The 24,522-nt window shown below is 66.4% G+C and carries 21 protein-coding genes and 1 riboswitch; of the genes, 12 read left to right on the top strand and 9 right to left on the bottom strand.

Going from position 1 to position 24,522, the window contains the following annotated elements; genetic code table 11:
• Window positions 1–2 precede the first annotated feature (2 nt).
• From AB6730_RS18195 to AB6730_RS18185, 3 genes are all read left to right on the top strand, one after another.
• Window positions 3–536, top strand: coding sequence for a GNAT family N-acetyltransferase (locus tag AB6730_RS18195; RefSeq protein WP_371025008.1), 534 nt, complete (start codon window positions 3–5; stop codon window positions 534–536).
• Window positions 533–847: a non-heme iron oxygenase ferredoxin subunit gene (locus AB6730_RS18190; protein ID WP_371025007.1), complete on the top strand. Its 315-nt coding sequence runs from the start codon at window positions 533–535 to the stop codon at window positions 845–847. The genes AB6730_RS18195 and AB6730_RS18190 overlap by 4 nt, the downstream gene beginning before the upstream one ends.
• Window positions 848–923: 76 nt before the next feature.
• Window positions 924–1,706 (top strand): lysostaphin resistance A-like protein, encoded by a 783-nt coding sequence (locus AB6730_RS18185; protein WP_371025006.1) that lies wholly within the window; start codon window positions 924–926, stop codon window positions 1,704–1,706.
• Here the strand turns inward: AB6730_RS18185 and AB6730_RS18180 are convergent.
• Window positions 1,703–2,467 carry a MipA/OmpV family protein gene (locus AB6730_RS18180; RefSeq protein ID WP_371025005.1) on the bottom strand — a complete coding sequence of 255 codons (765 nt, stop codon included), beginning with the start codon at window positions 2,465–2,467 and terminating at the stop codon, window positions 1,703–1,705. The two genes, AB6730_RS18185 and AB6730_RS18180, sit on opposite strands and share 4 nt — an antisense overlap.
• Window positions 2,468–2,600: 133 nt before the next feature.
• On the opposite strand from AB6730_RS18180, the gene AB6730_RS18175 reads away from it, so the two are divergent.
• From AB6730_RS18175 to AB6730_RS18160, 4 genes are read left to right on the top strand one after another with little or no spacing between them, the layout of a single operon-like run.
• Window positions 2,601–3,314, top strand: a complete 714-nt coding sequence (locus AB6730_RS18175) for an HAD-IB family phosphatase (RefSeq protein WP_371025004.1) — start codon at window positions 2,601–2,603, stop codon at window positions 3,312–3,314.
• Window positions 3,311–4,714, top strand: coding sequence for an aspartate aminotransferase family protein (locus tag AB6730_RS18170; protein WP_371025003.1), 1,404 nt, complete (start codon window positions 3,311–3,313; stop codon window positions 4,712–4,714). Before AB6730_RS18175 ends, AB6730_RS18170 begins: the two co-directional genes overlap by 4 nt.
• A 16-nt stretch (window positions 4,715–4,730) precedes the next feature.
• Window positions 4,731–5,795 carry a GNAT family N-acetyltransferase gene (locus AB6730_RS18165; protein ID WP_371025002.1) on the top strand — a complete coding sequence of 355 codons (1,065 nt, stop codon included), beginning with the start codon at window positions 4,731–4,733 and terminating at the stop codon, window positions 5,793–5,795.
• A complete protein-coding gene (locus AB6730_RS18160) occupies window positions 5,773–6,642 on the top strand; it encodes a hypothetical protein (protein WP_371025001.1) in 870 nt (289 codons plus the stop codon). Before AB6730_RS18165 ends, AB6730_RS18160 begins: the two co-directional genes overlap by 23 nt.
• A 92-nt stretch (window positions 6,643–6,734) precedes the next feature.
• Here AB6730_RS18160 and AB6730_RS18155 read toward each other — a convergent pair whose 3' ends face one another.
• On the bottom strand, window positions 6,735–7,778 hold the full coding sequence (locus AB6730_RS18155; RefSeq protein WP_371025000.1) for a YeiH family protein: 1,044 nt from the start codon (window positions 7,776–7,778) through the stop codon (window positions 6,735–6,737).
• Between the two features lie 62 nt (window positions 7,779–7,840).
• Between AB6730_RS18155 and AB6730_RS18150 the strand changes: the two genes are divergently transcribed.
• A complete protein-coding gene (locus AB6730_RS18150) occupies window positions 7,841–8,716 on the top strand; it encodes a LysR family transcriptional regulator (RefSeq protein ID WP_371024999.1) in 876 nt (291 codons plus the stop codon).
• A gap of 155 nt (window positions 8,717–8,871) precedes the next feature.
• On the opposite strand, the gene AB6730_RS18145 is transcribed toward AB6730_RS18150, so the two are convergent.
• From AB6730_RS18145 to AB6730_RS18125, 5 genes are all read right to left on the bottom strand, one after another.
• On the bottom strand, window positions 8,872–9,861 hold the full coding sequence (locus tag AB6730_RS18145) for a diguanylate cyclase domain-containing protein (protein WP_371024998.1): 990 nt from the start codon (window positions 9,859–9,861) through the stop codon (window positions 8,872–8,874).
• The gene (locus tag AB6730_RS18140; RefSeq protein ID WP_371024997.1) at window positions 9,858–10,427 is read right to left on the bottom strand and encodes a chemotaxis protein CheB; all 570 of its coding nucleotides are present in this window, start codon (window positions 10,425–10,427) and stop codon (window positions 9,858–9,860) included. The genes AB6730_RS18145 and AB6730_RS18140 overlap by 4 nt, the downstream gene beginning before the upstream one ends.
• On the bottom strand, window positions 10,424–11,263 hold the full coding sequence (locus AB6730_RS18135; RefSeq protein ID WP_371024996.1) for a protein-glutamate O-methyltransferase CheR: 840 nt from the start codon (window positions 11,261–11,263) through the stop codon (window positions 10,424–10,426). Before AB6730_RS18135 ends, AB6730_RS18140 begins: the two co-directional genes overlap by 4 nt.
• 1 nt (window position 11,264) lies before the next feature.
• Window positions 11,265–14,918 carry a response regulator gene (locus AB6730_RS18130; RefSeq protein WP_371024995.1) on the bottom strand — a complete coding sequence of 1,218 codons (3,654 nt, stop codon included), beginning with the start codon at window positions 14,916–14,918 and terminating at the stop codon, window positions 11,265–11,267.
• Window positions 14,919–14,980: 62 nt separating this feature from the next.
• Window positions 14,981–15,886, bottom strand: coding sequence for a lysostaphin resistance A-like protein (locus AB6730_RS18125; protein WP_371024994.1), 906 nt, complete (start codon window positions 15,884–15,886; stop codon window positions 14,981–14,983).
• 133 nt (window positions 15,887–16,019) lie between these two features.
• On the opposite strand from AB6730_RS18125, the gene AB6730_RS18120 reads away from it, so the two are divergent.
• Window positions 16,020–17,678, top strand: coding sequence for an FAD-dependent oxidoreductase (locus tag AB6730_RS18120; RefSeq protein WP_371024993.1), 1,659 nt, complete (start codon window positions 16,020–16,022; stop codon window positions 17,676–17,678).
• A gap of 25 nt (window positions 17,679–17,703) precedes the next feature.
• Here the strand turns inward: AB6730_RS18120 and AB6730_RS18115 are convergent, their stop codons facing one another.
• A complete protein-coding gene (locus tag AB6730_RS18115; RefSeq protein WP_371024992.1) occupies window positions 17,704–19,305 on the bottom strand; it encodes a peptide chain release factor 3 in 1,602 nt (533 codons plus the stop codon).
• Window positions 19,306–19,369: 64 nt separating this feature from the next.
• Entirely contained in the window at window positions 19,370–20,383 is a 1,014-nt protein-coding gene (locus AB6730_RS18110; protein ID WP_371024991.1) for a cysteine synthase A, read from the bottom strand.
• A 306-nt stretch (window positions 20,384–20,689) separates the two neighbouring features.
• Window positions 20,690–20,802: riboswitch (SAM riboswitch) on the top strand.
• 91 nt (window positions 20,803–20,893) lie between these two features.
• Here AB6730_RS18110 and AB6730_RS18105 point away from each other — a divergent pair.
• From AB6730_RS18105 to AB6730_RS18095, 3 genes are read left to right on the top strand one after another with little or no spacing between them, the layout of a single operon-like run.
• Window positions 20,894–21,931: a homoserine O-succinyltransferase gene (locus AB6730_RS18105; RefSeq protein ID WP_371024990.1), complete on the top strand. Its 1,038-nt coding sequence runs from the start codon at window positions 20,894–20,896 to the stop codon at window positions 21,929–21,931.
• A 3-nt stretch (window positions 21,932–21,934) separates the two neighbouring features.
• Window positions 21,935–23,128 (top strand): cystathionine gamma-synthase, encoded by a 1,194-nt coding sequence (metB, locus tag AB6730_RS18100; protein ID WP_371024989.1) that lies wholly within the window; start codon window positions 21,935–21,937, stop codon window positions 23,126–23,128.
• The gene (locus AB6730_RS18095; RefSeq protein WP_371024988.1) at window positions 23,125–24,192 is read left to right on the top strand and encodes a homoserine dehydrogenase; all 1,068 of its coding nucleotides are present in this window, start codon (window positions 23,125–23,127) and stop codon (window positions 24,190–24,192) included. Before metB ends, AB6730_RS18095 begins: the two co-directional genes overlap by 4 nt.
• Window positions 24,193–24,522: the final 330 nt, after the last annotated feature.

Here is a 24,522-nt window from a genome sequence, read left to right as displayed (position 1 = left end):
GCATGACCACCAAGCACGCCTTCCGCAAAGCGACCCTGGCAGACGCTCCCATCATCGCGGCGCTGGTCGAATCCGCCTATCGCGGCGATGCCAGCCGCGTGGGTTGGACCACCGAGGCGGATTTCCTGCACGGCCGGCGTACCGACGTCGCCGAGATACGGGAACTGCTCGCGAGCGAGAACGGGCACTTCGTGCTGTTCGAGCGGGAAGGCGAGGTCGCCGCATCCTGCTACATCGAACGGCAAGGCGCGACCTGCTATTTCGGCATGTTTTCCGTGCACCCCCCGTTACAGGGCGCGGGCATCGGCCGGCGGGTGATCGAGGAAGTGGAGCGCATCGCCCGCGACGAGTGGGCATGCGAACGCGTCGAGATGACGGTGATCGATATCCGCGCCGAACTCATCGCCTGGTACGAGCGGCGCGGCTATCTCCGTACCGGCCGGACGAAACCATTCCCCTATGGCGACGAGCGTTTCGGCCTCCCGCAGCGCGACGACCTGCGCTTCGAGTACCTGGTGAAGGAATGGCGCTCATGAACGACTGGGTCAGGGTGGGCACGCGTAGCGAACTGCTTCCCGGCGAGTACCGGGTGGTGTGGGACGGCGACACCGCGATCGCCGTCTACAACATCGACGGCGATCTCTACGCCATCGAGGACGTCTGTACGCACGATGGCGGCGAACTGGCCGGTGGCCCGGTCGTCGGCTTCGAAGTGGAGTGCGTGCGGCACGGTGCGCGTTTCGACCTGCGGTCCGGCGAGGTCACCTGTCCACCGGCCTACGAGCCGGTACAGGTCTTCCCGGTGAAGGAAGCCGAAGGCGCGATCTGGACCCGCGACGACCGCTGAAGCATCAAAATCCTATGGCGCGCAACGCCTTCGGGCCCTAAGCTTCGCGCAGCACAAGCAACCTTCAGGGAATTCCATGGCGCAGAGCGATCGTTGGCGCGCGGCAACCGCCTTCGCGATCCTGTTCGTTCTGTACCAGGCCGCCGAGGGGATCGGCGGGCGGTTGCTCGGCAGCTTCACGGTCCAGGCCGCCCTGATGGTGGCCGTGGTCGTGGCGGCCTGGCCGCTGGGGCGCTGGCTCGGCTTTCGTGGCTACGATGCGTATGCGCTGGAGTGGCGCCGGTCGGCCGGCGTCCTGCTGGCCGGCGGGCTCGCGCTGGCACTGCTTCTCAAGTACGTGGCCGTGTGCATCGGCATGGTCTTCAACGTCTATGCCGCGCTCGCGCCGGAATCGCCACGGGTCGCCGCCGTTTCCTTCCTCTCGTCGATTCCGTGGGCGCTCGTCGCGACCTTCGTGCCCTCGGTCGCCGAAGACATCCTCACGCGTGGTTTCCTTTTCCGCGCGTCGCGCATCCGTTGGTTGCCATGGATCTTCGTACTCGCGTCCGCCGCGTTCTACGTGCTCAACCACGTCCATCGGCTCGGCGCCGGTCCCGCGGAGTGGACGATGCTGCTCTGTTTCGGCCTGGCCTATGCCACGGCCGTGGTTCGTACCGGCTCGCTGTGGCTGGCGGTGGGCCTGCACTGGGGCTGGAACCTCGCCAATGTGTTGATCGGCGACATCCTTCCTTACCAGGTGATCTCGACGGCGTGGTCGCCCTTCCTCTCGGCGGCAGCCCACCTGGTGATGATCGGCGTGCTGTTCGCGGTCCCGGCGCCCCAGGAGCGCGACGACCTGAACGCCGATACCGCCGTCTAGAAGTGGTAGACGAAGGCGAGGGTTTCCGTCACCTGCCGGGCCGAACCGAACTGGCGGACCAATGGACTCGCCGCGGCGTTCCCGTATAGCCGTCCGTACGAAACGGCCAGGGCGAAGCCGGTCTGCCGCGAGGTGGGAATGAAGGCGTCGTATTCCAGGTCCGCCGATTGCCAGCCGGCGCCGGGCCGCCATGCCGTCGTGCCCAGGGCGGATGCCTCGTCCGGGGTCACTCCGTAGAAGCGCCGCATCGCCCGGCCATTCATGCCCTCCACCTGCAATTCGATCGAATGCTGGATGTACCAGACGTCCGGCAACCGATAATCGGCGTACAGCGCCGCATAGGCGCCCGCGCCGTTGGTGTCGTGGGCGACATGCCCTCCCACGCTGAAGCGTTTGTCGAAGGCGTATTCCAGGTATCCGCCGCCCTGGAAACGTGGCGACAGCGAGGCGACCTTGCCGCCGAGCCGCCCCAGGTCGTCATGCGTGCGGCCCCATAACCAGTTCCCGTAGACGCCGCCGTGCCAGTGCTCGCCGGAGATCAGGTCGATGGTGAGGCCGTCGGCGGTGGAGAGCTCGCCCTTGCCGGGCAGGTCGATGTCCACGTAGGGCAGGGACTGGTTGCGCCGGTCCTTCGAGCCCTGCCACGCGGGCATCCGCTGCATGCCGGCGCCGAAGGCATAGCTGGGGGTGTCGTCGTCGCCGGCGTGGGCGGTCGCGGCCACCAGGAGCAGGACGGGGAAAACGAGGCGCGAACGGCGCATGCGCGGGAACCGGAGCCGGATGAGCACCGAAGCATGCCACATCGATTCTTACATATGGCTTCCGGCACGGGGAAAGGGCTTGGAAAGGATGCGGCCCTAGCCTTCGCTGCAAACTGGTCAACGGCTCATCCACGTGCTCAGCCCCTCCTGGAACATCCTCTGCGACTTCGACGGCACGATAGCTGTCGAGGACGTCATCGACTCGCTGCTGGACCGCTACGGGCGGCCGGGGTGGGAAATCCTCGAGCGCGACTGGCGCGCCGGGACGATCGGCTCGGCGGTCTGCATGGCGGGGCAGGTCGCCTTGCTCGACATGAGCCACATCGAACTCCAGCGCCATCTCGGTGGCCTGCGCATCGACCACGGCTTCGCCGCCTTCGTGAGGGCGACGATCGAGCACGGCATCCCGATGGAGATCGTGAGCGACGGCATCGACCATGCGATCCACGCGATCCTGGCCAACCACGGCATCCCGCGCCTGCCGACGGTCGCCAACCACCTGCTGCAAGTCGGCGAGCGCGACTGGAACCTCACCTCGCCGTACAGCGTGCAGGGCTGCCGCAGCGGCACCTGCAAGTGCGCGCGTGTCGACGCGGCGCGGGCGCGCGGTGGCAAGACCCTGCTGATCGGTGACGGCGCCTCCGACTTCTGCGCAGCCGACCGCGTCGATTTCGTCTTCGCCAAGAATCGCCTGATCGAACATTGCCGCGCCGCCGGCATCCCGTACGCGCCCATCGCCAGCTTCGACGAGGCGCTCGAACTCCTTCCCGATCTTCTCGACGGACGCCTGCCTCCGCGAACCGTCATGCCCCTCCCCGCGGCGAACCCCCAGGAACTGCCTGCATGAACATCCTCACCAAGAACGCGCCCCTCGTCATCGACGATGCGACCCTGCTCGCCGACGAGGCGAAGTACTGCTCCTTCGGCGATACCGTGCATTACGTCGATCCGCCGAAGATCTTCCGCCACGCCGAAGGCAGCTACATCTACGACAGCGAGAACATCCCGTTCCTCGACTTGCAGATGTGGTATTCGGCGGTCAACTTCGGCTACGGCAACAAGCGGCTCAACGACACGCTGAAGGCGCAGATCGACCTGCTGCCGCAGGTGGCCAGCCAATACCTTCACCAGGGCAAGATCGAACTGGCGAAGACCATCGCGGTCGACGCGAAGCAGAAGTTCGGCCTCGACGGCCGCGTGCACTTCAACGTGGGCGGTGCGCAGGCGGTGGAGGATTCGCTCAAGCTCGTGCGTAACGCACGTGGTGGCAAGAGCCTGATGTTCGCGTTCGAGGGCGGTTACCACGGCCGCACCCTGGGCGCCTCCGCCATCACGTCCAGCTACCGCTATCGCCGCCGCTTCGGCCACTTCGGCGAGCGCGCGATGTTCATCCCGTTCCCGTATCCGTTCCGGCGCCCGAAGGGCATGACGGCGGAGGAGTATTCGGATGCCTGCGTGCGACAGTTCGAGCGCCTGTTCGAAACCGAATACAACGGCGTATGGGACCCGAAGGTCAACGAAGCCGAATACGCGGCGTTCTACGTCGAGCCGATCCAGGGCACCGGCGGCTACGTCATCCCGCCGAAGAACTTCTTCATCGACCTGAAGAAGGTGCTCGACAAGTACGGCATCCTGATGGTGGTCGACGAGATCCAGATGGGTTTCTGGCGCACCGGCAAGCTGTGGTCGATCGAGCATTTCGGCGTGACGCCCGACGTGCTCGTGTTCGGCAAGGCCCTCACCAACGGGCTCAATCCGTTGTCGGGTATCTGGGCTCGCGAGGAGCTGATCAACCCGACGGTGTTCCCGCCCGGTTCCACGCATTCCACCTTCAACTCGAACCCCCTGGGCACCGCCCTGGGTCTCGAAGTGATCAAGATGGGCTACGAACTCGATTACGGCACGCGGGTGGCCGAGAAGGGCAAGCATTTCCTCGACGGTCTGCGTGACCTGCAGAAGCGTCACAAGGAAATCGGCGACGTGGACGGCCTCGGCCTGGCGCTGCGTGCCGAGATCTGCACGGACGACGGCTTCACGCCGAACAAGGCGTTGCTCGACCGCATGGTCGACATCGGCCTGGCCGGCGGTCTCACTCACGAAGGCAAGAAGATCGGTCTCGTGCTCGACGTGGGCGGCTGGTACAAGAACGTGATCACGTTCGCACCGTCGCTCGATATCAGCCACGACGAAATCGACCTCGCCATTGCGTTGCTCGACCAGCTCCTCACGCTGGCCAAGCGCGGCTGATACCCGGCAGCCAACCATGGCGTTCGTGAACCAGCTCGAGCCGGATGCTTTGCTCGGGCACTTCGAGCGTCATCCGCCGCACGGTTTCATCCCTGTCCGTGCGGCGGATGGCGCGCCACTTTTCGTGGCGCCGTTCGACCTGCTGACCACCGCCGACGACGACCTGCGGCGACGCGTGGCGGCCTTGCCCTTCCAGCGGCTGCTGAAGCGGTTGTCGACCCCTCGCACCTGCTTCGCCGGAACCACTGTTTCCGAATATTCCCTGTTCGCCAGGGACAGTGATCCCGTCGCCGTCGCGGAGGCCTTGGCCCGTGGGCCGGGTCGCGCGCATCCGTTGCTGGTGGTCAAGGATCTCGCCCTCGATTCGCCGCTGACCGCCGTCACCGACCGGGCTTGGACGAACCGCTTCGTCGATGCCGCGCGTGCGCGTGGCTACCTGATCGTCGAGGGCCAGGCGCTCGCCTACGTGCCGATCGATTTTGCATCGATCGAGGAATACCTCGGTCGCCTGTCGTCGTCGCGAAGGAAGAACCTGCGCCGGAAGCTCCGCTCGCGCGATCGCCTGTCCGTGTCGGTGACTCCTACCGGCGAGGCCTTCACGAGCGATGCCGGCGTGGACGCGTATTACGCACTCTTCGAGAACGTGTACGCGCAAAGCGACGTCCACTTCGACAAGCTCTCGCGCGATTTCTTCGCTGCCGCGCTGCGTGATCCGGGCGGGATCGTCATGTCCTACCATGCCGATGGTGCGTTGGTGGGGTGGAATCTTTGCTACGAACATCAAGGCAAGTTGCTCGATAAGTACGTCGGTTTCGCCTATCCGGCGGCACGCGAACTCGACCTCTATTTCGTGAGCTGGTTCGTGAACCTGGAGTACGCGCTGGCGCGGGGATTGACCCACTACGTGGCGGGTTGGAGCGATCCTGCCGTGAAGGCGTCGCTGGGAGCGCGCTTTCACCTGACCCGGCATGCGGTGTTCGTGCGTAATCCTTTGTTGCGCGCGCTACTGCGCCGCTTCGCGCATCGCTTCGAGCCGGATGGCCAGTGGGAGGTTCCCGATGCGGCAGCCCGTCGTTCTTGACCTGGACGATTCCGTCGGCCCCTTGGCCGGACGTGTCCTGTTGCCGCTGCGCGATTGGGAGGAGCCGATCCGCTTCGGCTGTTCCATGCGCCGGCTTCACCGCTTCAGCCAGCTGCTCGCCGGTACGCTGCCACGCGAACACGGCACCGTGTTCCTCGGCAGCGGCGATTTCCATCACCTGACGTTGCCGCTGGTGCAGCGCGTCCCCGGCGATTGGCGTTTCCAGGTGGTGGTGATCGACAACCACCCCGACAACATGCGCTTTCCGTTCGGCGTGCACTGCGGGTCGTGGGTGCGCCGGGTGGCCGCGTTGCCGCGCGTCAGCCACGTGCATGTCGTGGGCATCACATCCGGCGATATCGGCCGCAAGCATGCGTGGGAAAACTATCTGGCGCCGTTGCGCGCGGGCCGGCTCACTTACTGGTCTGCTGGCGTGGATGTGGCCTGGGCGGCACGGTTAGGGCTTGGCGCGGCGTTTCGTTCGTTCGACGGCACGGAGGCGATGGTCGATGCCTTCGTCGACTCGCAGCGGACCCAGCGCGAGCCCGTCTACCTGTCGATCGACAAGGATGCCTACGCCCCCGATGTCGCGATGACGAATTGGGACCAGGGCACGCTGAGCGAGGCTGGCGGCGCGGCGATCATCGGCGCCGTGCGCGGCCGGCTCATCGGCAGCGATATCACCGGCGAGATCTCGAGGTATCGCTACAAGTCCTGGTGGAAGCGGCGGCTGAGCGCGATGGATGGGCAGGTCGAGGCGGACGGTCACAAGCTCACCGAGTGGCAGGCGCAGCAGCATGCGTTGAACCTGCGGCTGCTGGCCTTGATCGAAGGCCATCGCCGCTGAAGCGGCTCCCACCATGGTCGCCATGTCGTGGCAGCCCGCCACTGTCCTGTGGCATGCGGGCTGTCGTGGGAGCCGCTTCAGCGGCGATGCTCTTACCACCGCCCGATAAGATGCTGCACAAGCAGGCTGGTCAACGCCACCGCCGCCCAGACACCCAGCCCTAGCAGGATAGGCCGCGGCCCGGTCGACGCCATCCGGCGCAGGTCGGCGGACAGGCCGATGGCCGTGAGCGCCACGATGATCAGGCACTCGGCGGCGAAATGGATCACCGGCAAGGCGGCCTCGGGAATCACGCCCGCCGTGCGGATCGCCGAGGCCACGAGGAACCACAGGATGAACCACGGGAAGATCCTGGCCAGGCTGAAGCCGGTGGCACCGCCGCGCTTCTCGCGCCAGGCCACGACCAGGGCGATGACCAGGCAGATGGGAATGATCAGGGTCGCACGCGTCAGCTTCACGATGGTCGCGTAGTCTCCCGCGGCGTGGCTGTAGCTGTACCCGGCGGCGACGACGGACGACGTATCGTTGATCGCCGTGCCCGCCCACAGGCCGAAGCCGAGGTCGGACAGTCCCATCCAATGCCCGAGCGCCGGAAACAGCAGTACGGCGACGAGATTGAACAGGAAGATCGTCGAGATCGCGAAGGCGGTGTCGTGCTCATCCGGTTTCACGATCGGCACGATCGCCGCGATGGCCGAGCCACCACAGATGGCCGTGCCCACGCCGATCAGCAGCTTGAGGGTGTCGTGCACGCGAAGGAGACGGCCAAGCAGCCATGCCGCGAGACCGGCGGCGGCGACGGTCGCGAGGGTGACCGATAGCGACTCCAGGCCGGTATGGGCGACCTGCGTGATGCTGAGGCCGAAGCCGAGGGCGATGATGGACCATTGCAGGACCTGCTTCGAGGCGAAGCGGATACCGGGAAGGAAGCGGGCCGATGGCGGCGCGAACTGGCGGACGAGGATTCCGAGCACGATGCCGAACACGGCGCCACCCACCAGGGGCATGACGCGTCCCAGGCAGAACGCGACGGCGGCCACGGCGAAGGCCAGGCCTATGCCGGGCAGGCGAGAAGAGGGGAGAGAGGGAGCGGCGACGGCGGACACGGGACATCCTGGACGGGGGAACCAGCCCATTCTCGGCGACGACAATCGATAAGCATATTGAAAATACTTTATCGAAGGTATAAGTATTGCTTATGCATGCGATCAGCCCGCGCCAACTCGATGTTTTCGTGGCCGTCGCCACGGCCGGTAGTGTGCGAGCCGCGGCGGACCGCCTGTTTCTCAGCCAACCGGCCGTGAGCATGGCGCTCGCCGAGTTGGAACGGCAGATCGGCTCGCCGGTCTTCGCCCGCGAACGTGGTCGGCTGCGTCTCAACGACCGCGGTCGCGACCTGTTGCCGCTCGCGCGCGAATTGCTGGAGCGGCACGCGGAATTCGGTCGGCGCGCGCAAGGCACGATCGCCGAACTCGCCGGTGAGATCGGCGTCGGCGCGAGCAATACCGTGGGCAATTATCTCGTTGGTGACCTGCTTGGGGTATTCGCGGCGGCGCATCCGGGTGTGTCGCTTCGGTTGGGTGTCGCCAATACCGCGCGCATCGCCCAGGGGGTGCTCGACCATGACTTCGATATCGGCTGCGTCGAGGGACCGGTAGCGCATCCGGCGCTGGAGGTTCGACCATGGAAGGAGGATCGCCTGGTGGTGTGCGCCCGGCCCGAGCATCCGTTGACGCGCAAGAAGCGGTTGCGCCGGGAGGACTTCGCCGGGGAGCGCTGGGTCTTGCGCGAGCGCGGCTCAGCGACGCGCGCGTTGAGCGAACGCGCGCTGGCGGAACTGCCGGAAGGAAGCATCGTGTTGGAACTGGACCAGTCCGAGGCGATCAAGCAGGCGGTGATCGCGGGACTGGGCATCGCTTGCCTGCCCGAGGTGGCCGTGGGCGACGCGGTGCGGGCAGGGCGGATCGCGGTGCTGCCGACGCCGTTTCTCGACTTGCGGCGGATGCTGTCGGTGTTGTTGCATCGGCAGCGTTATCGTGGGGCGGTGCTGGAGGCGTTTTTGGCGACCCTGTAGCGCCTATCGCCGACAGGGTCGGCTCCCACCAGAGCCTGTGTCCGGATGCTGGAATCCTGCTTTGGTGGGAGCCGACCTTGTCGGCGATGGAGCCGCAGGCGACCTCGTGTTCCCATCTCCCGGCCACCCATCCCCCAACCATCCCGCTCTTCCGGTCACCCCAGGACGCAGCGGTTCTTCCCGCCGCGCTTGGCCTCGTACATCGCCCCGTCGGCGGCGGCGACGATGTCGTCGTAGCTCGCGCCCGCCCGGAACATGGTCACGCCGATGCTGGCGCCTACCTTGGCGGGAACAGGCAAGTCGCCCACATGCAGCATGTACGGCTCGCCCACCGTGTCGCATAACGACTGGCAACGTGCGAGGGCACCCTCCGCGTCGGCGGCGTCATGCAGAAGCACGGCGAACTCGTCGCCACCGAGTCGGGCGACCGTATCGGTGCCTCGCGTGCACGCATCGACCCGCGCGGCGATCGCCTTGAGCAGTTCATCGCCCGCGGCGTGGCCATGGGCGTCGTTCACACCCTTGAATCCATCGATATCGATATACGCCAGCGCAAAGGGTGCTCCGCCATCGCCGCCCGCTTCGATAGCCGCTTCCAGGCGGTCGCGGAACAGCACCCGGTTCGGCAGCCCGGTCAGCGCATCGTGGGTGGCCTGGTGCCGTACCAGTTGCTCCATGCGAGTGCGCTCGGCCACCTCGCTGGTGAGCTGCCGGTTGCGCAGTGATAACTCGTCCAGCGCCTGCTGCAGCAAGGCGCGTGCGCGATAGAGTTCGAGGAAGATCTTGACCTTCGACTGCAGGATCACGTCGTTGATCGGCTTGGCGATGTAGTCGATGGCACCGGATGTGTATCCCTTGATCCGGTTGATGTCGTCCGCATAGGCGGCCGTGACGAAGATGATCGGCGTCTCGCTCAGGTGATCGGTTTCGGAGATGAACTGGGCCACTTCGAAGCCGTCCATCTCAGGCATGTTCACATCGAGCAACACCAGCGCGAACTGGTGGTCCAGGCAGAGCGCAAGTGCCTCGTTGCCACTGTTGGCCTCGAAGATATCCGCATCCGCTCGGGCGAGAAGGCGGCGCATGGCCACCAGGTTGGCGGGCGTGTCGTCGACGACGAGGATTTTCGGACGGAGCGGATTCATGGCAGGCACAATTGGTTGATCTTCGCGGCGATCGCGTCCAGTGGCAGGCAGGCATCCGCGCCCGCGAGTTCCAGCGCGGCCTGCGGCATCACATCGGCTTCGGCGGTCGCCGGGTCTTGTACGACAGCGTAACCACCAGCCCGGCGCACGGCGGCGATTCCGTTCGCACCATCGGAATTCGCCCCGGTCATCAACACGGCGACCAATCGCTCGCGCCATGCTTCCGCCGCGGTTTCGAACAGCACGTCGATCGACGGCCGCGCATAAGCCACGCGCGCATCGACGCTCAGGGAAAACCGGAAGTTATCCTCCACCAGCAAATGGTAGCCGCTGGGCGCCACGTGGACCACACCGGGATCGGCCGGCGCACGTTCTTGCGCTTCGGTCACCGGCAGCGGACAAACACGCGCGAGCAGCTCCACCAGCAATGAGACATCGGCCGAGCCGGTATGGCAGCAGAGCACCACCGGCACGGTGAGGTGGCGGTCCAGGCCCGGCAACACGAGTTGCAGGGCGGAGAGCCCGCCCGCGCTGCAACCCATGACGACGGCGTCGTGCGTGCTCATCTGGCCAATGGCCTCGCGCCGGGTCCACCCGCCTGGTAGATGCGCATGGCCTGGTCGACATCGGCGAATCCCGCCGCCGCCGGGGAGAAATCGATGTTCTCGCGGGTGCCGAGGCAGAGGAATCCGCCGCGGACGAGGCTGTCCCTGAACAGGCCGAGCGTACGGTCCTGCAAGGCGTTGCTGAAATAGATCAGCACGTTCCGGCAGAGGATCAGGTGCGCCTCGCAGAACACCTTGTCCGTGACGAGGTTGTGGTTGACGAAGGTGACGTTACGGCGCAGGCGCCGGTCGAGCTTGATGAACTCATAGCGCGCGCTGTAGTAGTCGCTGAAGGAGTGCCTGCCGCCGGCTTCCAGGTAATTGCGTGACCAGTCCCGCGCCTCGCGCGTCGCATAGATCCCTTCGGCCGCCGCCGCGAGCGCGGCGTCGTTGAAGTCGGTGGCGTAGATCCGGGTGCGGTCGTAGAGGCCGGCTTCCTCCAGCATGATCGCCAGTGAATACACTTCCTGGCCGTGCGCGCAGCCGGCCTGCCAGATATTGATCTCCGCATAGGAGGCCAGCACTGGGAACACCTTGTCGCGCAGGGCGCGGAAAACCGATGGGTCGCGGAACATCTCCGACACCGGTACCGACAGGCCTTCGATCACCTTGCGCACGAAATTCGGGTCATGCAACAAGCGCGTGGTGAGCTCGCTGATCGTGCCGGCGTCGTGCGTGCGCACGAGTTGCTGGATGCGGCGCTTCAGCGACGCAGGTGCGTAGTCATGGAAGTCGTAACCGTGGCGCAACTGCATGGCGCGCACGAAAAGCTGGATCTCGATGTCCTCGACGTCCATGTCAGGCCCGCGCCGGCAACCATACGCGGATCATCGACAACAGGCGGTCGACGTCGATCGGCTTGGACAGGTAATCGTTGGCACCTGCTTCGAGGCACTTCTCGCGATCGCCGCGCATGGCCTTCGCGGTGAGTGCGATGATCGGCACCTGTGCCAGCGCCGGCTTCGCCCTGATGGACCGCATGGTCTCGTATCCATCCATCACCGGCATCATGATGTCCATCAGCACGAGCTCGATTTCGGGGTCCTTGTCGAGTGTGTCGAGGGCCTTCCGTCCATCCTGGGCCATCACCACGTCCACGCCTTTCGCACGCAGCACCTTGGACAGCGCGAACAGGTTGCGCATGTCGTCGTCGACAAGGAGGAGGCGGTGGCCGCGCAGGTCGCCGTCGTCCAGGCCGTCCACCGTGGCCGACGCTTCGGCACGCGCGCCGCCACCGTGGCGGATCGAGTGCAGGAACAGGCTCACCTCGTCGAGCAGGCGCTCCGGCGAGCGGGCACCCTTGACGACGATGCTGTCGGTGTACTGGCGGATGCGCATGCTCTCTTCGCGCGAGAGGTCGCGCCCCGAGTACACCACGACGGGTGGCGTATGCCCGGCCTGCGACAGCCGCTCGAGGAATTCGAAGCCGGACATGTGCGGCAATCCGAGATCGAGGACGATGCAATCGAACGGTTTTTCCGCGGTCATGGCGAGCGCTTCCTCACCGGAGGCCGCTTCCTCGATGAGGACGGAATCGTCCTTGAGCAGCGTGCGCACGGCGGCACGTGCGCTGGCGTCGTCGTCCACGACGAGGAGGTGACGCGTGCGGCCCTCGGCGAAGTGCAGGAGGCGTTCGAAGGCCGCCGTGATCGATTCCCGGCTGACGGGTTTGGTGAGGAATCCCACGGCACCCAACTCCAGGCCGCGCGTGGCGTCGTCCGTGGCCGAGATGAAATGCACGGGTATGTGCCGCGTGGCGGCTTCGGCTTTCAGCCGTTCGATCACCGTCCAGCCGTCCATGCCCGGCAACATCACGTCGAGCAGGATGCCGGTCGGGCGATAGCGCTTCGCCAGGGCGAGCCCCGATTCGCCGTCGGCCGCGGCGAGCACCCGATGGCCCTTGCGGTGGATCATCGCCGCCAGGATGCGTGCGAAGGCCGGGTCGTCCTCGACGATGAGGATGGTGGTGTCGCCGGGATTCAATGAATCGCGGTCGTCTTCGATCGTCTCGGCGAGCAGGCCGGGCGAAAGCGGTAGCGTGGCCTCCGCCGCGGCTTGCTGCAGGGGGGCGGGCGCCGGACGGCCGTCGCTTTCCGGCGCTTCCTCGGGCAGATGGATCGTGAAGGTGCTGCCTTCACCGGGAGCGCTGCGCAGCGAGATGTCGCCGCCGAGCAGCATGGCGATGCGCCGCGAAATGGCCAGGCCGAGCCCCGTGCCACCGAACTGGCGGCTGGTGCTGGCGTCGACCTGTTCGAAGGCGTGGAAGACGCGCTGGAACTTGTCCGCGGGAATGCCGATACCCGAATCCGTCACGGCGATGGCGATCGCCCGCGTGGGGTCCAGCCCTTCCGGCAGGCGGGCATCCGCGGCCGGTCGCGAGATCGTCACGCCGACACGGCCGCTGGCGGTGAACTTGAACGCATTGCTGAGCAGGTTGTTCACCACTTGCTCCAGCTTGCCACCGTCGGTACGTATCGTGGTCGGAAGACGGGGGTCGAGGTGGATGTCGAAGTCGAGTTTCTTCTCCTGGGCCACGTGCCGGAACGTGCGCCCCAGTGTGCGTGCGAGGTCGGCCAGGGGCAGTGGCTCCACCACCAGTTCCATCTTTCCGGCCTCGACCTTGGAGAGATCGAGGATGTCGTTGATCAGGCGCAGCAGGTTGGACCCGGCGTCGTGGATGATCCGGGCGGATTCGACCTGTTCGGCGTTGAGGTTCTCTTCGTCGTTGTCGGCCAGGCTGCGCGAAAGGATCAGCAGGCTGTTCAACGGCGTGCGCAGTTCGTGCGACATGTTGGCGAGGAATTCGGATTTGTACTGGCTCGCGCGCGCCAGTTCCTCGGCCTTTTCCTGGGTCTCGCGCTGAAGCGCTTCGAGTGCGTCCTTCTGCTGGTTCAGCGTGATGCTCTTTTCGCGCAACTCCTCGTTCGAGGCGTGTAATTCCTCGGTCTGCACACGGAGTTCCTCTTCCGATGCGACCAGGCGCTGCGACTGCTCCTGCAACTCGGCCGTCTTGGCTTTCAGCTCTTCGTTGGTGCTGCGCAGGTCCTCCTGCTGGCTGCGCAAGGCTTCTTCGGAAGCCCGCAGCTCGTCGGCCTGGCTTTGCGTCTGTTCGAGCAGCGCCCGGGTGCGCAGGGCGCGGGCGAGGTTCTCCAGCGACAGGGCGACGATGGGCGTCAACTCGTCGAGCAGTCGCTCCTGCACGTCGGTGAGATGGGCGAAGCTGGCGATCTCGATGACGCCGAGCAGGGTGTCGCGAAGGAGCACCGGCACCACGACGACGCTGCGTGGCGGCGCTTCCCCGCTGCCCGAATGGATGCGCGTGTAATCGTCGGGGACATCCTGGAGGACGATCGTCCGCCGTTCGGTGGCGGCCTGCCCGACCAGTCCCTCGCCGAGGGCATAGTCGACGGTGAGGTGGCGGCGCTGCTTGTAGCCGTAGCTGCCGAGCAACTCGAGCCGGCCGGTTTCCTCGCGGAAGACATAGAACACGCCCAGGCCGGCCTTCAGGTTCGGCACCAGTTCGGAGAGCAGCGTATCGGCGAATTCACGGTAGGAGGTGGTCGCCTGCAGCCGGTTGGATATGCTCGTGGCGGTCGATTTCAGCCAGGTCTGCCCGGCTGTCTCGATGGCCATTTCCTTGAAGACCTGGAGGGCACGGGCGATCTCGCCGATTTCGTCCTTGCGCTCGAGCTGGCGCACCTCGATCGAATGGTCGTGGCTGGCCAGGCGTGTCATCAAGCCGGTCATGCGTACGATCGGCCGCGTGATGAGCCGGAACGTCATGGCGATCACCAGGCCGCCGATGATCGCGCAAAGGACGAGCGAGGCGATGTCGACGTAACGGATCGTCTTGATTTCGGCGTCGAGGGCGGCGTTTCGCTTGGCCAGCAGTGCGCGCTCGGTGTCCGCCATCTCGTGCATGTGCTTGCGGATATCGTCCATCAACACCGTGCGCTGCACGAAATAGCCCCGGCGGATGGCTTCGCGAGCGGCGATGCCTTCCGGTGTGGCGGCGTCCCCGATGGCCCGCATGGGTTCCAGACCGATGCTCAGCACCTCCCTTTTCCACCGGTCGAGCATCTCCTGCAGGCGGTCGATGCGGGACTGTTGCAAAGGGTTGTCCGCGGTTTGCTGGCGCAGGCTCGCCATGTCGCGATCGAGTTCTCGATCGGCGGCCTCGAAATCGGCGTATTCATCCTCCGATTGGCTGAGCATGTAGCCGCGCGCGCCGGCCTGCCGGGTCTGCGCGTCGTCGCTCACCTCGGCCAGCGTGAGCAGCACCAGGTACGTATGCGAAGACCACTCCCGTGAGTCGTCTTCCCGGCCGAGCGATGCGAGGTTGCTGACTCCGACCGCCACGAAGAGGATCAGCAGCATGCCGATGGCGAGCACGATCTTGCGCTGAAGGGGCTGGTTGGCCAGCCAGGAGTATTTCTTTTCAGTCGAAGGCATGGGACGACCCAGGGAGGAGGATAGGGGCGGCTCGCCCCGGTTCATCACATTATCGAAATGGCTCAGGCGGCTTGCGCACGATTCCGGCGCCATGGTGGTGGAACCAGTGTGCCACGACGCACGGCGATCGCCAGGCAGGCCGCCGTGGCGACCGAACACAGGCCCAGCGCCACCACCGACGCTTCGGCGCCGAACGCCCCGCCGGTGAGCCAGTCGGGGCCACGCACGTGCGAGGCGAGGAGGCCGTGCTGTTCGAAGCCGGACACGGGGATGCCGTAGACGGGTCCCTGCGCCACGTTCCAGGCCGCATGCGCACCCATGCAGATCCACAGCGAGCGGGTCACGTGATACAGCAGGCCGAAGAGCAGCCCGGCTTCGATGGCGATGGCGAGCGCGCTCCAGGCGGTCGCATTGGGGTTCCACGCATGCAGGCCGCCGAACACCGCAGCCGAAAGCAGCAACGCGGCCCACGTGCCGAGGCCTTCCTCCACGATGCGGAAGATCACGCCGCGGCTGACGATTTCCTCGCCGACTCCCGCGCCGACGCCGAGGACCAGGATCGGGCCCAGCCAGGGCACGTCATGGTTCACCCCATCGACCACGAAAGCCCCCAGGGCCCACAGGGCGCCCACGACGAGCGAAAAGAGCACGGCGCCGCCGGCGATGCCGAGGAGCACGTGAGGCACGGCCTTGCGTGGCGCGAGCTCGTCGACCCGGCGATTCTCGATGGTCCGGACCAGCAGCCAGTAGGCCAGCACCACCGGTGCCAGCCTGAAGAGCTCGATTAGCGGCGTGACGTCGCGAAAAGGGATGGCGCCCTTGGGCAGGCCGAGGCCATCGTAGATCCGGCCAAGGACCATGCCGATGAGGAAGGCCGTCACGGCGAAGGCCACGATCCGCCCCAAGGGAGAGCGGAGCAAGCGCAAGGGCAAGGCGGGGCGGGTCACGACGGTCGGCTCGGCTGACATGGGCATCTCGCATGGAGGGGCTTGCGCACGCAGTCTACGCAGGCATGATGGTGCTCCGATACAAGATAGTGCGACGCCGCTTCCATTAAGGTCGCGGCCATGGGCGGGCACGCCCGGACCTGGAATTCACGCGATGGCCATTCCCTCCGAAAACGACCCTTCCAGCCCGACGAACCGACGCGAGCAAACGTTTCCCCATCTCAACGAAGAGATGGCGGCGCGCCTGGTGAAGTACGGGGTGGAGGAAGTGGTCCCGGCGGGCACGGTCCTGTTCCGGCGGGGCGACCGGCGGATCGATTATTTCTTCGTGATCGACGGTTGCATCGAGATCTACGACATCGGCGAGGACGGCCACCCGAACGTCTTCACGGTCCATGGACCGAACCAGTTCACCGGCGAGGTGGACCTGTTCAGCGAACGGCAGATCATGGTGAACGGCCGGACCGGCTCCGACACACGCCTGGTCCGTGTGGATCCGTCGAGCTTCCGCAAGCTGGTCTCGGGAGAGCCGGACATCGGCGAGATCATCATGCGCGCCTTCATCCTGCGCCGCGTGGGCCTGATCCAGAGCGGGCAGGGCGGGGTGACCCTTGCCGGTTCCGCGCATGCCGCCGATACCGTGCGCCTGCGCAGCTTCCTGATCCGCAACGGCTATCCCTACCGCTTGCTCGACACCGACATCGATGAAGATGCCCGGCACCTGATCGATGGCTTCGGCTTGCATCCGTCCGAATGCCCCGTGGTGATCATGCCGGACCGCCGCGTGATGCGTTGTCCCACCACCTCCGAACTGGCCGATGAACTGGGCATCACCATTGTGCTGGACAGCGATCACGTGCACGACGTGGCCGTGATCGGCGCGGGCCCGGCCGGCCTGGCCGCGGCGGTGTACGCGGCATCCGAAGGGCTGGATACCCTGGTGCTCGAGGCGCTCGCACCAGGCGGGCAGGCTGGTACCAGCTCGAAGATCGAAAACTACCTCGGCTTTCCCACCGGCATCTCGGGCCAGGCGCTGGCCGGTCGTGCGCAGGTGCAGGCGATGAAGTTCGGCGCGCACATGGCGATAGCGCGCTCCGTACAAGGCATGGATTGCTCCAGACACCCCTACCGCCTCTTGCTGGACGACGGCACATCGGTGGCCGCCCGTGCGGTCGTCGTCGCCACCGGTGCGCGCTATCGCAAGCTCGACCACGTGGACTACGAACGGTTCGAAGGCCAGGGTATCCATTACGCCGCCACGGCGATGGAAGCCACGCTCTGCGCAGGCGAGGACGTGGTGGTGGTCGGCGGCGGCAATAGCGCCGGCCAGGCGGCGGTGTTCCTGGCGCGCACGGTGGCCCACGTGCATATCCTCGTGCGTGGCGACGGTCTCGCCGCCACCATGTCGGACTACCTCGTGCAGCGCATCGCGCAATCGCCGCGGATCACCCTGCATACCCGCTGCCAGATCGACCACCTCGACGGCGATGCCTATCTGCGGGAAGTGGGCTGGAAATGTGTCGACGGGACGCAGACGCGGATCAAGGCGGGTAGCCTGTTCGTGATGATCGGTGCCGAACCGAACACGGCTTGGCTCGACGGATGCCTCGACCTCGACCGCAAGGGCTTCGTGCTGACCGGACGCGACGCCGACGGCTACGCCACGCCTTCACCGTTCGCGACGACCTTGCGTGGCGTGTTCGCGGTGGGTGACGTGCGCTCGGGTTCGATCAAGCGCGTGGCGTCCAGCGTGGGCGAGGGCTCGGTGGTCGTGCAGGCGATCCACCGGTTCCTCAGCCCGTCTCCCGTTTGACCGTCGGGTTCGCCGGGAGGCGAACTCAGACTTCGACCGCGGACGCGTGCTCGCGCGTGGCCGAGAATCGCACCGCCGGCCAGCGTTCCTGCGCAAGTTGCAGGTTGACGCGGGTCGGTGCGAGGTAAACCAGTTCGCCCGCGCCGTCGACGGCGAGGTTGCCGGCGTTCTTCTCGCGGAATTCCTCGAGCTTCTTGGCATCGTCGCAATGTATCCAGCGCGCCGTGGCGACACCGACCTGTTCGAACGTCGCGTCGACGTTGTATTCGTCCTTCAGGCGATAGGCCACGACGTCGAACTGCAGCACGCCCACCGCGCCGAGGATGAGGTCGTTCGACATCAGCGGACGGAAGAACTGCGTGGCGCCTTCTTCCGAGAGCTGGGCGAGTCCCTTTTGAAGCGCTTTCATCTTCATCGGATCGCGCAAGCGCGCGCGACGGAACAGTTCCGGGGCGAAGTTGGGAATGCCGGTGAACGACAGCGGCTCGCCTTCGGTGAAGGTGTCGCCGATGGTGATCGTGCCGTGGTTGTGCAGGCCGATGACATCGCCCGGAAACGCCCGCTCGACGATCTCGCGGTCGGAAGCCATGAACGTGAGCGCATTGGCGATGCGCACTTCCTTGCCGGTACGGGTCTGCTGCATCTTCATCCCGGCGGTGTAGGTGCCCGAGCAGACGCGCATGAACGCGACACGGTCACGGTGCGCCGGGTCCATGTTCGCCTGGATCTTGAACACGAAGCCCGTGAGTTTTTCTTCCTCGGGTTCCACCTCGCGCGTGAGGGTTTCACGCGATCGCGGCGACGGCGCATGCTCGACGAAGAAGTCGAGCAGCAACTGCACGCCGAAGTTGTTCACGGCGGAGCCGAAGAACACCGGGGTCTGCTTGCCGGCGAGGTAGGCGTCGATGTCGAACGGATTGGACGCGCCCAGCACGAGCTCGAGTTCGTCGCGCAGTTCGTCCAGCGCGGCCTGACCGATGCGGGCGGCGAGGTCCGGATGATCGAGGCCCTTGAAGATGGTGGAATCCTGGCGGGTGAAGTTCTTGCCCGGCTCGAAGACATGCACTTCGTCCAGCAGTACGTGGTAGACGCCTTTCAGGCGTGAACCCATGCCGATGGGCCAGGTGAGCGGCGCGCAGGCGATGCCGAGCACCGATTCGACCTCGTCGAGCAGCTCGATCGGCGAACGGCCTTCGCGGTCGAGCTTGTTGATGAAGGTCATGATCGGCGTATCGCGCAGCCGGCAGACCTCCATCAGCTTGATCGTGCGTTCCTCGACGCCCTTGGCGCAGTCGATGACCATCAGCGCCGAGTCGACCGCCGTGAGCACGCGGTAGGTGTCTTCGGAGAAGTCCGCATGGCCCGGGGTGTCGAGCAGATTGACGATGGCGTCGTTGTACGGGAACTGCATCACCGACGAGGTGACCGAGATGCCGCGCTCCTTTTCCAGCGCCATCCAGTCGGATGTGGCGTGGCGCGCGGCCTTGCGGCTCTTCACCGAACCGGCCATCTGGATGGCGCCACCGAACAGGAGGAGCTTTTCGGTCAACGTGGTCTTGCCGGCGTCGGGATGGCTGACGATGGCGAAGCTGCGCCGACGGCGGGTTTCGGTGAGGTGTGAGGACATCGTTCTCGGGTCGCTGATCTGGCTAACCCCCTATTCTATCAGGGAAGGTTGGGGGAGCCGCCGGCTAGGGGAACGCCCGGTCCAGCCATTCCGGCACCGGGATGCCCTTGCCGCGCAGGAAGGACGGGTTGAACAGCTTGGTCTGGTAGCGCATGCCCCCGTCGCAGAGCACGGTGACGATGGTGTGGCCCGGGCCGAGTTCCCGGGCCAGGCGGATCGCCCCGGCCACGTTGACGCCGCTGGAGCCGCCCACGCAGTAACCCTCGCGCTGGAGCAGGTCGTGCAGGACCGGGACCGACTCCGTGTCCGGGATCGTCCAGGCCAGGTCGACCGGGGCGTCGGCGAAGTTGGCCGTGATCCGGCTGCTGCCGATGCCCTCGCTGATCGAGGTGCCTTCGGCGATCAGCTCGCCGGTGTTGACGAAAGCCGCCAGCGCCGAACCGCCGGGATCGGCCAGGGCGATGCGGATATCCGGCCGCCGGGCCTTCAGGGCGCGACCCACGCCGGCCAGGGTGCCCCCCGTGCCCGCGGCACAGACGAAGCCGTCCACCTTGCCGCCGGTCTGTTCCCAGATCTCGGGCCCCGTATGGGCTTCATGCCAGTCGCGGTTGGCCGTGTTGTCGAATTGGTTGGCGAACCACGCGCTCCCCGGCGCCTGCTCGTTCATCTTCTCGGCCAGGGCCCGGGCGACATGCACGTAATGCCCGGGGTCCTTGAAAGGGGCGGCGGGAACCAGTCGTACTTCGGCGCCGGTGACGCGCAGGGCGTCGATCTTCTCCCGGCTCTGGGTCTCGGGCATGACGATCAGCGTGGCGTAGCCGCGGCTGGCGCCGAGAAGGGCCAGACCGATGCCGGTATTGCCGGCCGTGCCCTCCACCAGGACGCATCCCGGCCGGACGAGGCCGCGCCGTTCGGCGTCATCGAGCAGGCCCAGGGCGGTGCGGTCCTTCACGGAGCCACCCGGGTTCAGGAACTCGGCCTTTGCCAGGATCTCGCAACCGGTGGCCTCCGATGCATGGCGCAGGCGGAGGAGCGGCGTCTGGCCGATGGCGGCGGCGAAGGAGGCATGCATGGTCATGCCCGGATGTTAACCCGCCCACCCGCAAGCCGCTTTCAAGGCGCGCCCTGGTAGGGAGCCGGCCCTCGTGGGAATCAATCTTTGTGAGAACCGACCTTGCGGGAGCCGAGAACCTGGTGGGAGCCGACCTTGTCGGCGATCCCGCGGCAGCGGGCCAGGCCTCGGCAAGCACCCATCGCCGACAGGGTCGGCTCCCACCAGGCCCTCTCGGCTCCCGCCGGGCCTGTTCGCAAGAAATGGAAGTATGGACATCTGGACGTCTAAACGGCTGTTGACACCAACCATATCGAGGCGTATCGTCGGTTCCACTCATCGAGACCGGCTGAGGGACAGGCCCTTTGAAGCCGGGGCAACCTGCGGATTTCCGCGACGGTGCCAACTCCTGCGGGGCGTGTTTCACGTCAGCCGATAGATGGGATGTCCGTTTCGGGCGCGCTCTTGCGTACCCGCCACGCCGACAGTCCGTACACGGTATCCGCAGGGCTCGATCCCGAACGCAGGAACCCGGACATGTCAGCTGAGCCCCTCAAAGTGATCTCCCTCCCCGAAGCGGCCGCCCCCGCCGCGCCGCGTTGCGCGGCCGACCTCACCGAGCAGCGCGGTACCCGCCGCGTATCCTTCACGCCGAAGTACGGCAGCGACACGGTCGCGGTGGACGTGCGCTACCTCTGGTGCGGCGCGCCGCATGCGCCGACGGTGATCGTGCAGGGTGGCATCTCGGCCGATCGCGATGTCTGCGCCGGCCGCGAACGTGCCGCTGGCTGGTGGCAGGAGCTGGTGGGGCAGGGCGCCGCGATCGATCTCGCGGCATGCCGCGTACTCTCGATCGACTGGCTGGTGCCGGAGGACCTGGGCAACGTCGCCTCGGTCTCCAGTGAAGACCAGGCCTCGGCGCTGGCCGCGCTCGTCGACGAACTCGGCATCGGTCGCGTGCACGCCTTCGTCGGTTCGTCCTACGGCGCGATGACCGGCCTGGCCTTCGCGGCCCTGTATCCGGAAAAGTTGAAATCGCTGGTGCTGCTCGCCGGCGCGCACCGCCCGCATCCGTTGGCGACCGCGCAGCGTTCGGTGCAGCGTGGCATCGTGCGGCTGGGCATCGCCTCGGGCCGTACCGACGAGGCGCTGGCGCTGGCACGGCAGCTGGCGATGACCACCTATCGCGGCAGCGAGGAGTTTTCGCGCCGCTTCGCCGCAGGCCCCGAGTTGCGCGACGGCCGTTTTCATTTTCCGGTGGAAGACTATCTGGAGCATGCCGGCCGGCGTTTCGTCGAACGGTTCGAAGCGGAGCGCTTCCTCGCGCTTTCCGAGTCGATCGACTTGCACGACATCTCGCCCGAATGCGTTTCCACGCCAACCACGCTCGTGGGCTTCCCGTCGGATCGTCTCGTTCCGCTGGCCGACCTGTGCGAATTGCAGCGCCGCCTCGGCGGCACCGCCACCCTGGAGGTCGTGGATTCGCCCTACGGCCACGACGCCTTCCTGAAAGAAACCGTGCAGCTCGCTCCCGTGCTGCGTCACGCACTCAACGACTGTCGCGGAGACCGCTAAGCCATGACCGATTCCCGTCTTTGTACCCGCGCCGTGCGCGCCGGCATCGAATCCGATACACAGCACGGCGCGGTGGTACCGCCGCTGCACCTGTCCACGAATTATTCGTTCGACGGTTTCGGCCGCAAGCGCGCCTATGACTATTCGCGCAGCGGCAATCCCACCCGCGACCTGCTCGCGGACGCACTCACCGAGCTGGAAGAGGGTGCCGGCGCCGTCGTCACCGGTAGCGGCATGTCGGCGGTGGCGCTCGCGCTCGAACTGGTTCCCGCTGGATCGCTGGTGCTCGCCGCGCACGACTGCTACGGCGGTACCTGGCGCCTGCTCGACGCATGGGCGAAGAAAGGCCGCTTCAGCGTGCGCTTCGTCGACTTCACCGATCCGTCCGCCCTTGCCGAGGGCCTCGCCGCGAAGCCTTCCCTGGTCTGGATCGAGACACCTTCGAACCCCCTGTTGCGGATCACCGACGTTCGCCATGTCGCACAGGCCGCGCATGCGGTAGGTGCGCTCGTGGTGGTCGACAACACCTTCCTCTCGCCCGCCTTGCAGCAGCCGCTGAAGCTCGGCGCCGACCTCGTCGTGCACTCCACCACGAAGTACATCAATGGCCATAGCGATGTCGTCGGTGGCGCGGTGATCGCCGCGGATCAGGCCGTCGCGGAACAGTTGAAGTGGTGGGGCAACTGCAATGGCCTCACCGGTTCGCCGTTCGACAGCTACTTGACCTTGCGTGGCGTACGCACGCTGGCCGTGCGCCTGCGCGCGCACGAGGAGAACGCGCATCGCGTCGCCGCGTGCCTCGATACCCACGAGGCCGTGCAGCGCGTGTATTACCCCGGCCTGGCCTCGCATCCGGGCCATGCGCTGGCGCAGCGTCAGCAAGGTGGCTTCGGCGCGATGCTGAGCTTCGAACTGGACGGTGGCACCGATGCCATCGAGGCCTTCGTCGACGGCTTGCGTTTTTTCTCGCTGGCCGAATCCCTCGGCGGCGTGGAAAGCCTGGTGGCGCACCCGGCCACCATGACGCATGCTTCCATGGCGCCGGAAGCGCGACGTGTCGCCGGCATCTCCGATAGCCTGTTGCGCCTGTCGATCGGCATCGAGGATGGCGACGACCTCATCGCCGACATCGAAGCCGGCCTGGCTCGCGCCGCCGCGGTGGCCTCGGTGACTTCGAAACGCAAGGTCGGCGCATGAGCGCGGTGGCGATCGCCCCGCTGGCCGGGGCCGCACCACGCACCGCCATCGTGCTTCTGGGGACCGGCGTGGTCGGACGCGCCTTGCTGACCTTGCTCGGTACGCCCGCGGCGCGTTCGCTGCGCCTGGTGGGGGCGGCGAACTCCCGGCGCCAGCACGTGCTGGCCGATGGCGTCACGCCCGGCGAGGTGGCCGAGCGTCTGGCCAAGGTGCGCGAAGGCCGGGACAACCTGCCCTTGCTGGCCGCGCTCGATGCGGCCGGTGCGACGCGGAAGGTCGTTGTCGACGCCACGGCCTGCGCCATCGAAGCGAGCCGCCACGCGGAGTGGCTCGCCGCCGGTTACCACGTCGTGACCGCGAACAAGGCCCTGGCGGGTGGACACCTGTCAGGCTGGCGCGCGCTGCAAAGCGCGACGGCGGGAGGCGCCGTATACGGTGATGCCGCCACGGTCGGCGCGGGATTGCCCGTGCTTTCGACCCTGCGCCGGCTACGCCAATGTGGCGACAGCCTGCTCACCCTCGAAGGCGTCTTCTCAGGCTCGCTATCGTGGTTGTTCAACCAGTACGACGGCAGCCGCCCGTTCTCATCCCTCCTGCGCGATGCGCGGCGGCTCGGCTTCACCGAGCCCGATCCGCGCTCGGACCTCTCCGGCGAAGACGTGGCGCGCAAGCTGCTGATCATCGCGCGCAATGCGGGCTTCGCCCTCGGTAGCGATGAGGTAGAGGTCGAAAGCCTGGTGCCCGAGTCGCTGCGCGGCGTGGATACGAAGGTGTTCCTGGAGCGGCTGGAAGAGCTGGACGAGCCGCTGCGCGAACGTCACGCGCAGGCAAAGGCGAACGGCAAGGTGCTGCGCTACCTGGCGCGGCTCAACCAGCGAGGCCGTGCGCGTGTCGGATTGGTCGAGGTGGGTCACGATCATCCGGCCTCGCGGCTGTCGGGCACCGACAACCAGTTCGCGCTGACGACCACCCGATATCACGCGACACCGTTGGTCATCCAGGGACCGGGAGCGGGGCCGGAGATCACGGCCCAGGCATTGCTCGGCGACGTGCTCGCGCTATAAGAACCACTGACTCCGCCGGATTAGGACTACTGACCTGCCGGCAAGCGAAAACCTGGTGGGAGCCGACTTTTGTGGGAGCCGACCTTGTCGGCGATCCCGCGGCAGCGGGCCAGTTTCTTCTGCGCGGCTCGGCTTCGCCCTCGCATTGGGATGTGCGGAGCAGAGCCGTCGGCCGCCACCCTCGTCGCTCCGGTTCCACCGTCGCTCGGGAAGGGGTGCCGCTGCGCGGCCGTGTCTGATGGCTGGCGCCCCATCGCGCCCGTCGCGCCGGGCGGGGTTTTCGATTCGGCTCCTGCCTCAGCGAAAACGGCCGGCCGTCCAGGCCGGCCC

Origin of the sequence: Luteibacter sp. RCC_6_2 (genome assembly GCF_041360655.1) — a bacterium.
Taxonomy (GTDB): domain Bacteria; phylum Pseudomonadota; class Gammaproteobacteria; order Xanthomonadales; family Rhodanobacteraceae; genus Luteibacter.
This window is presented reverse-complemented; position numbering and strand designations above follow the sequence as displayed.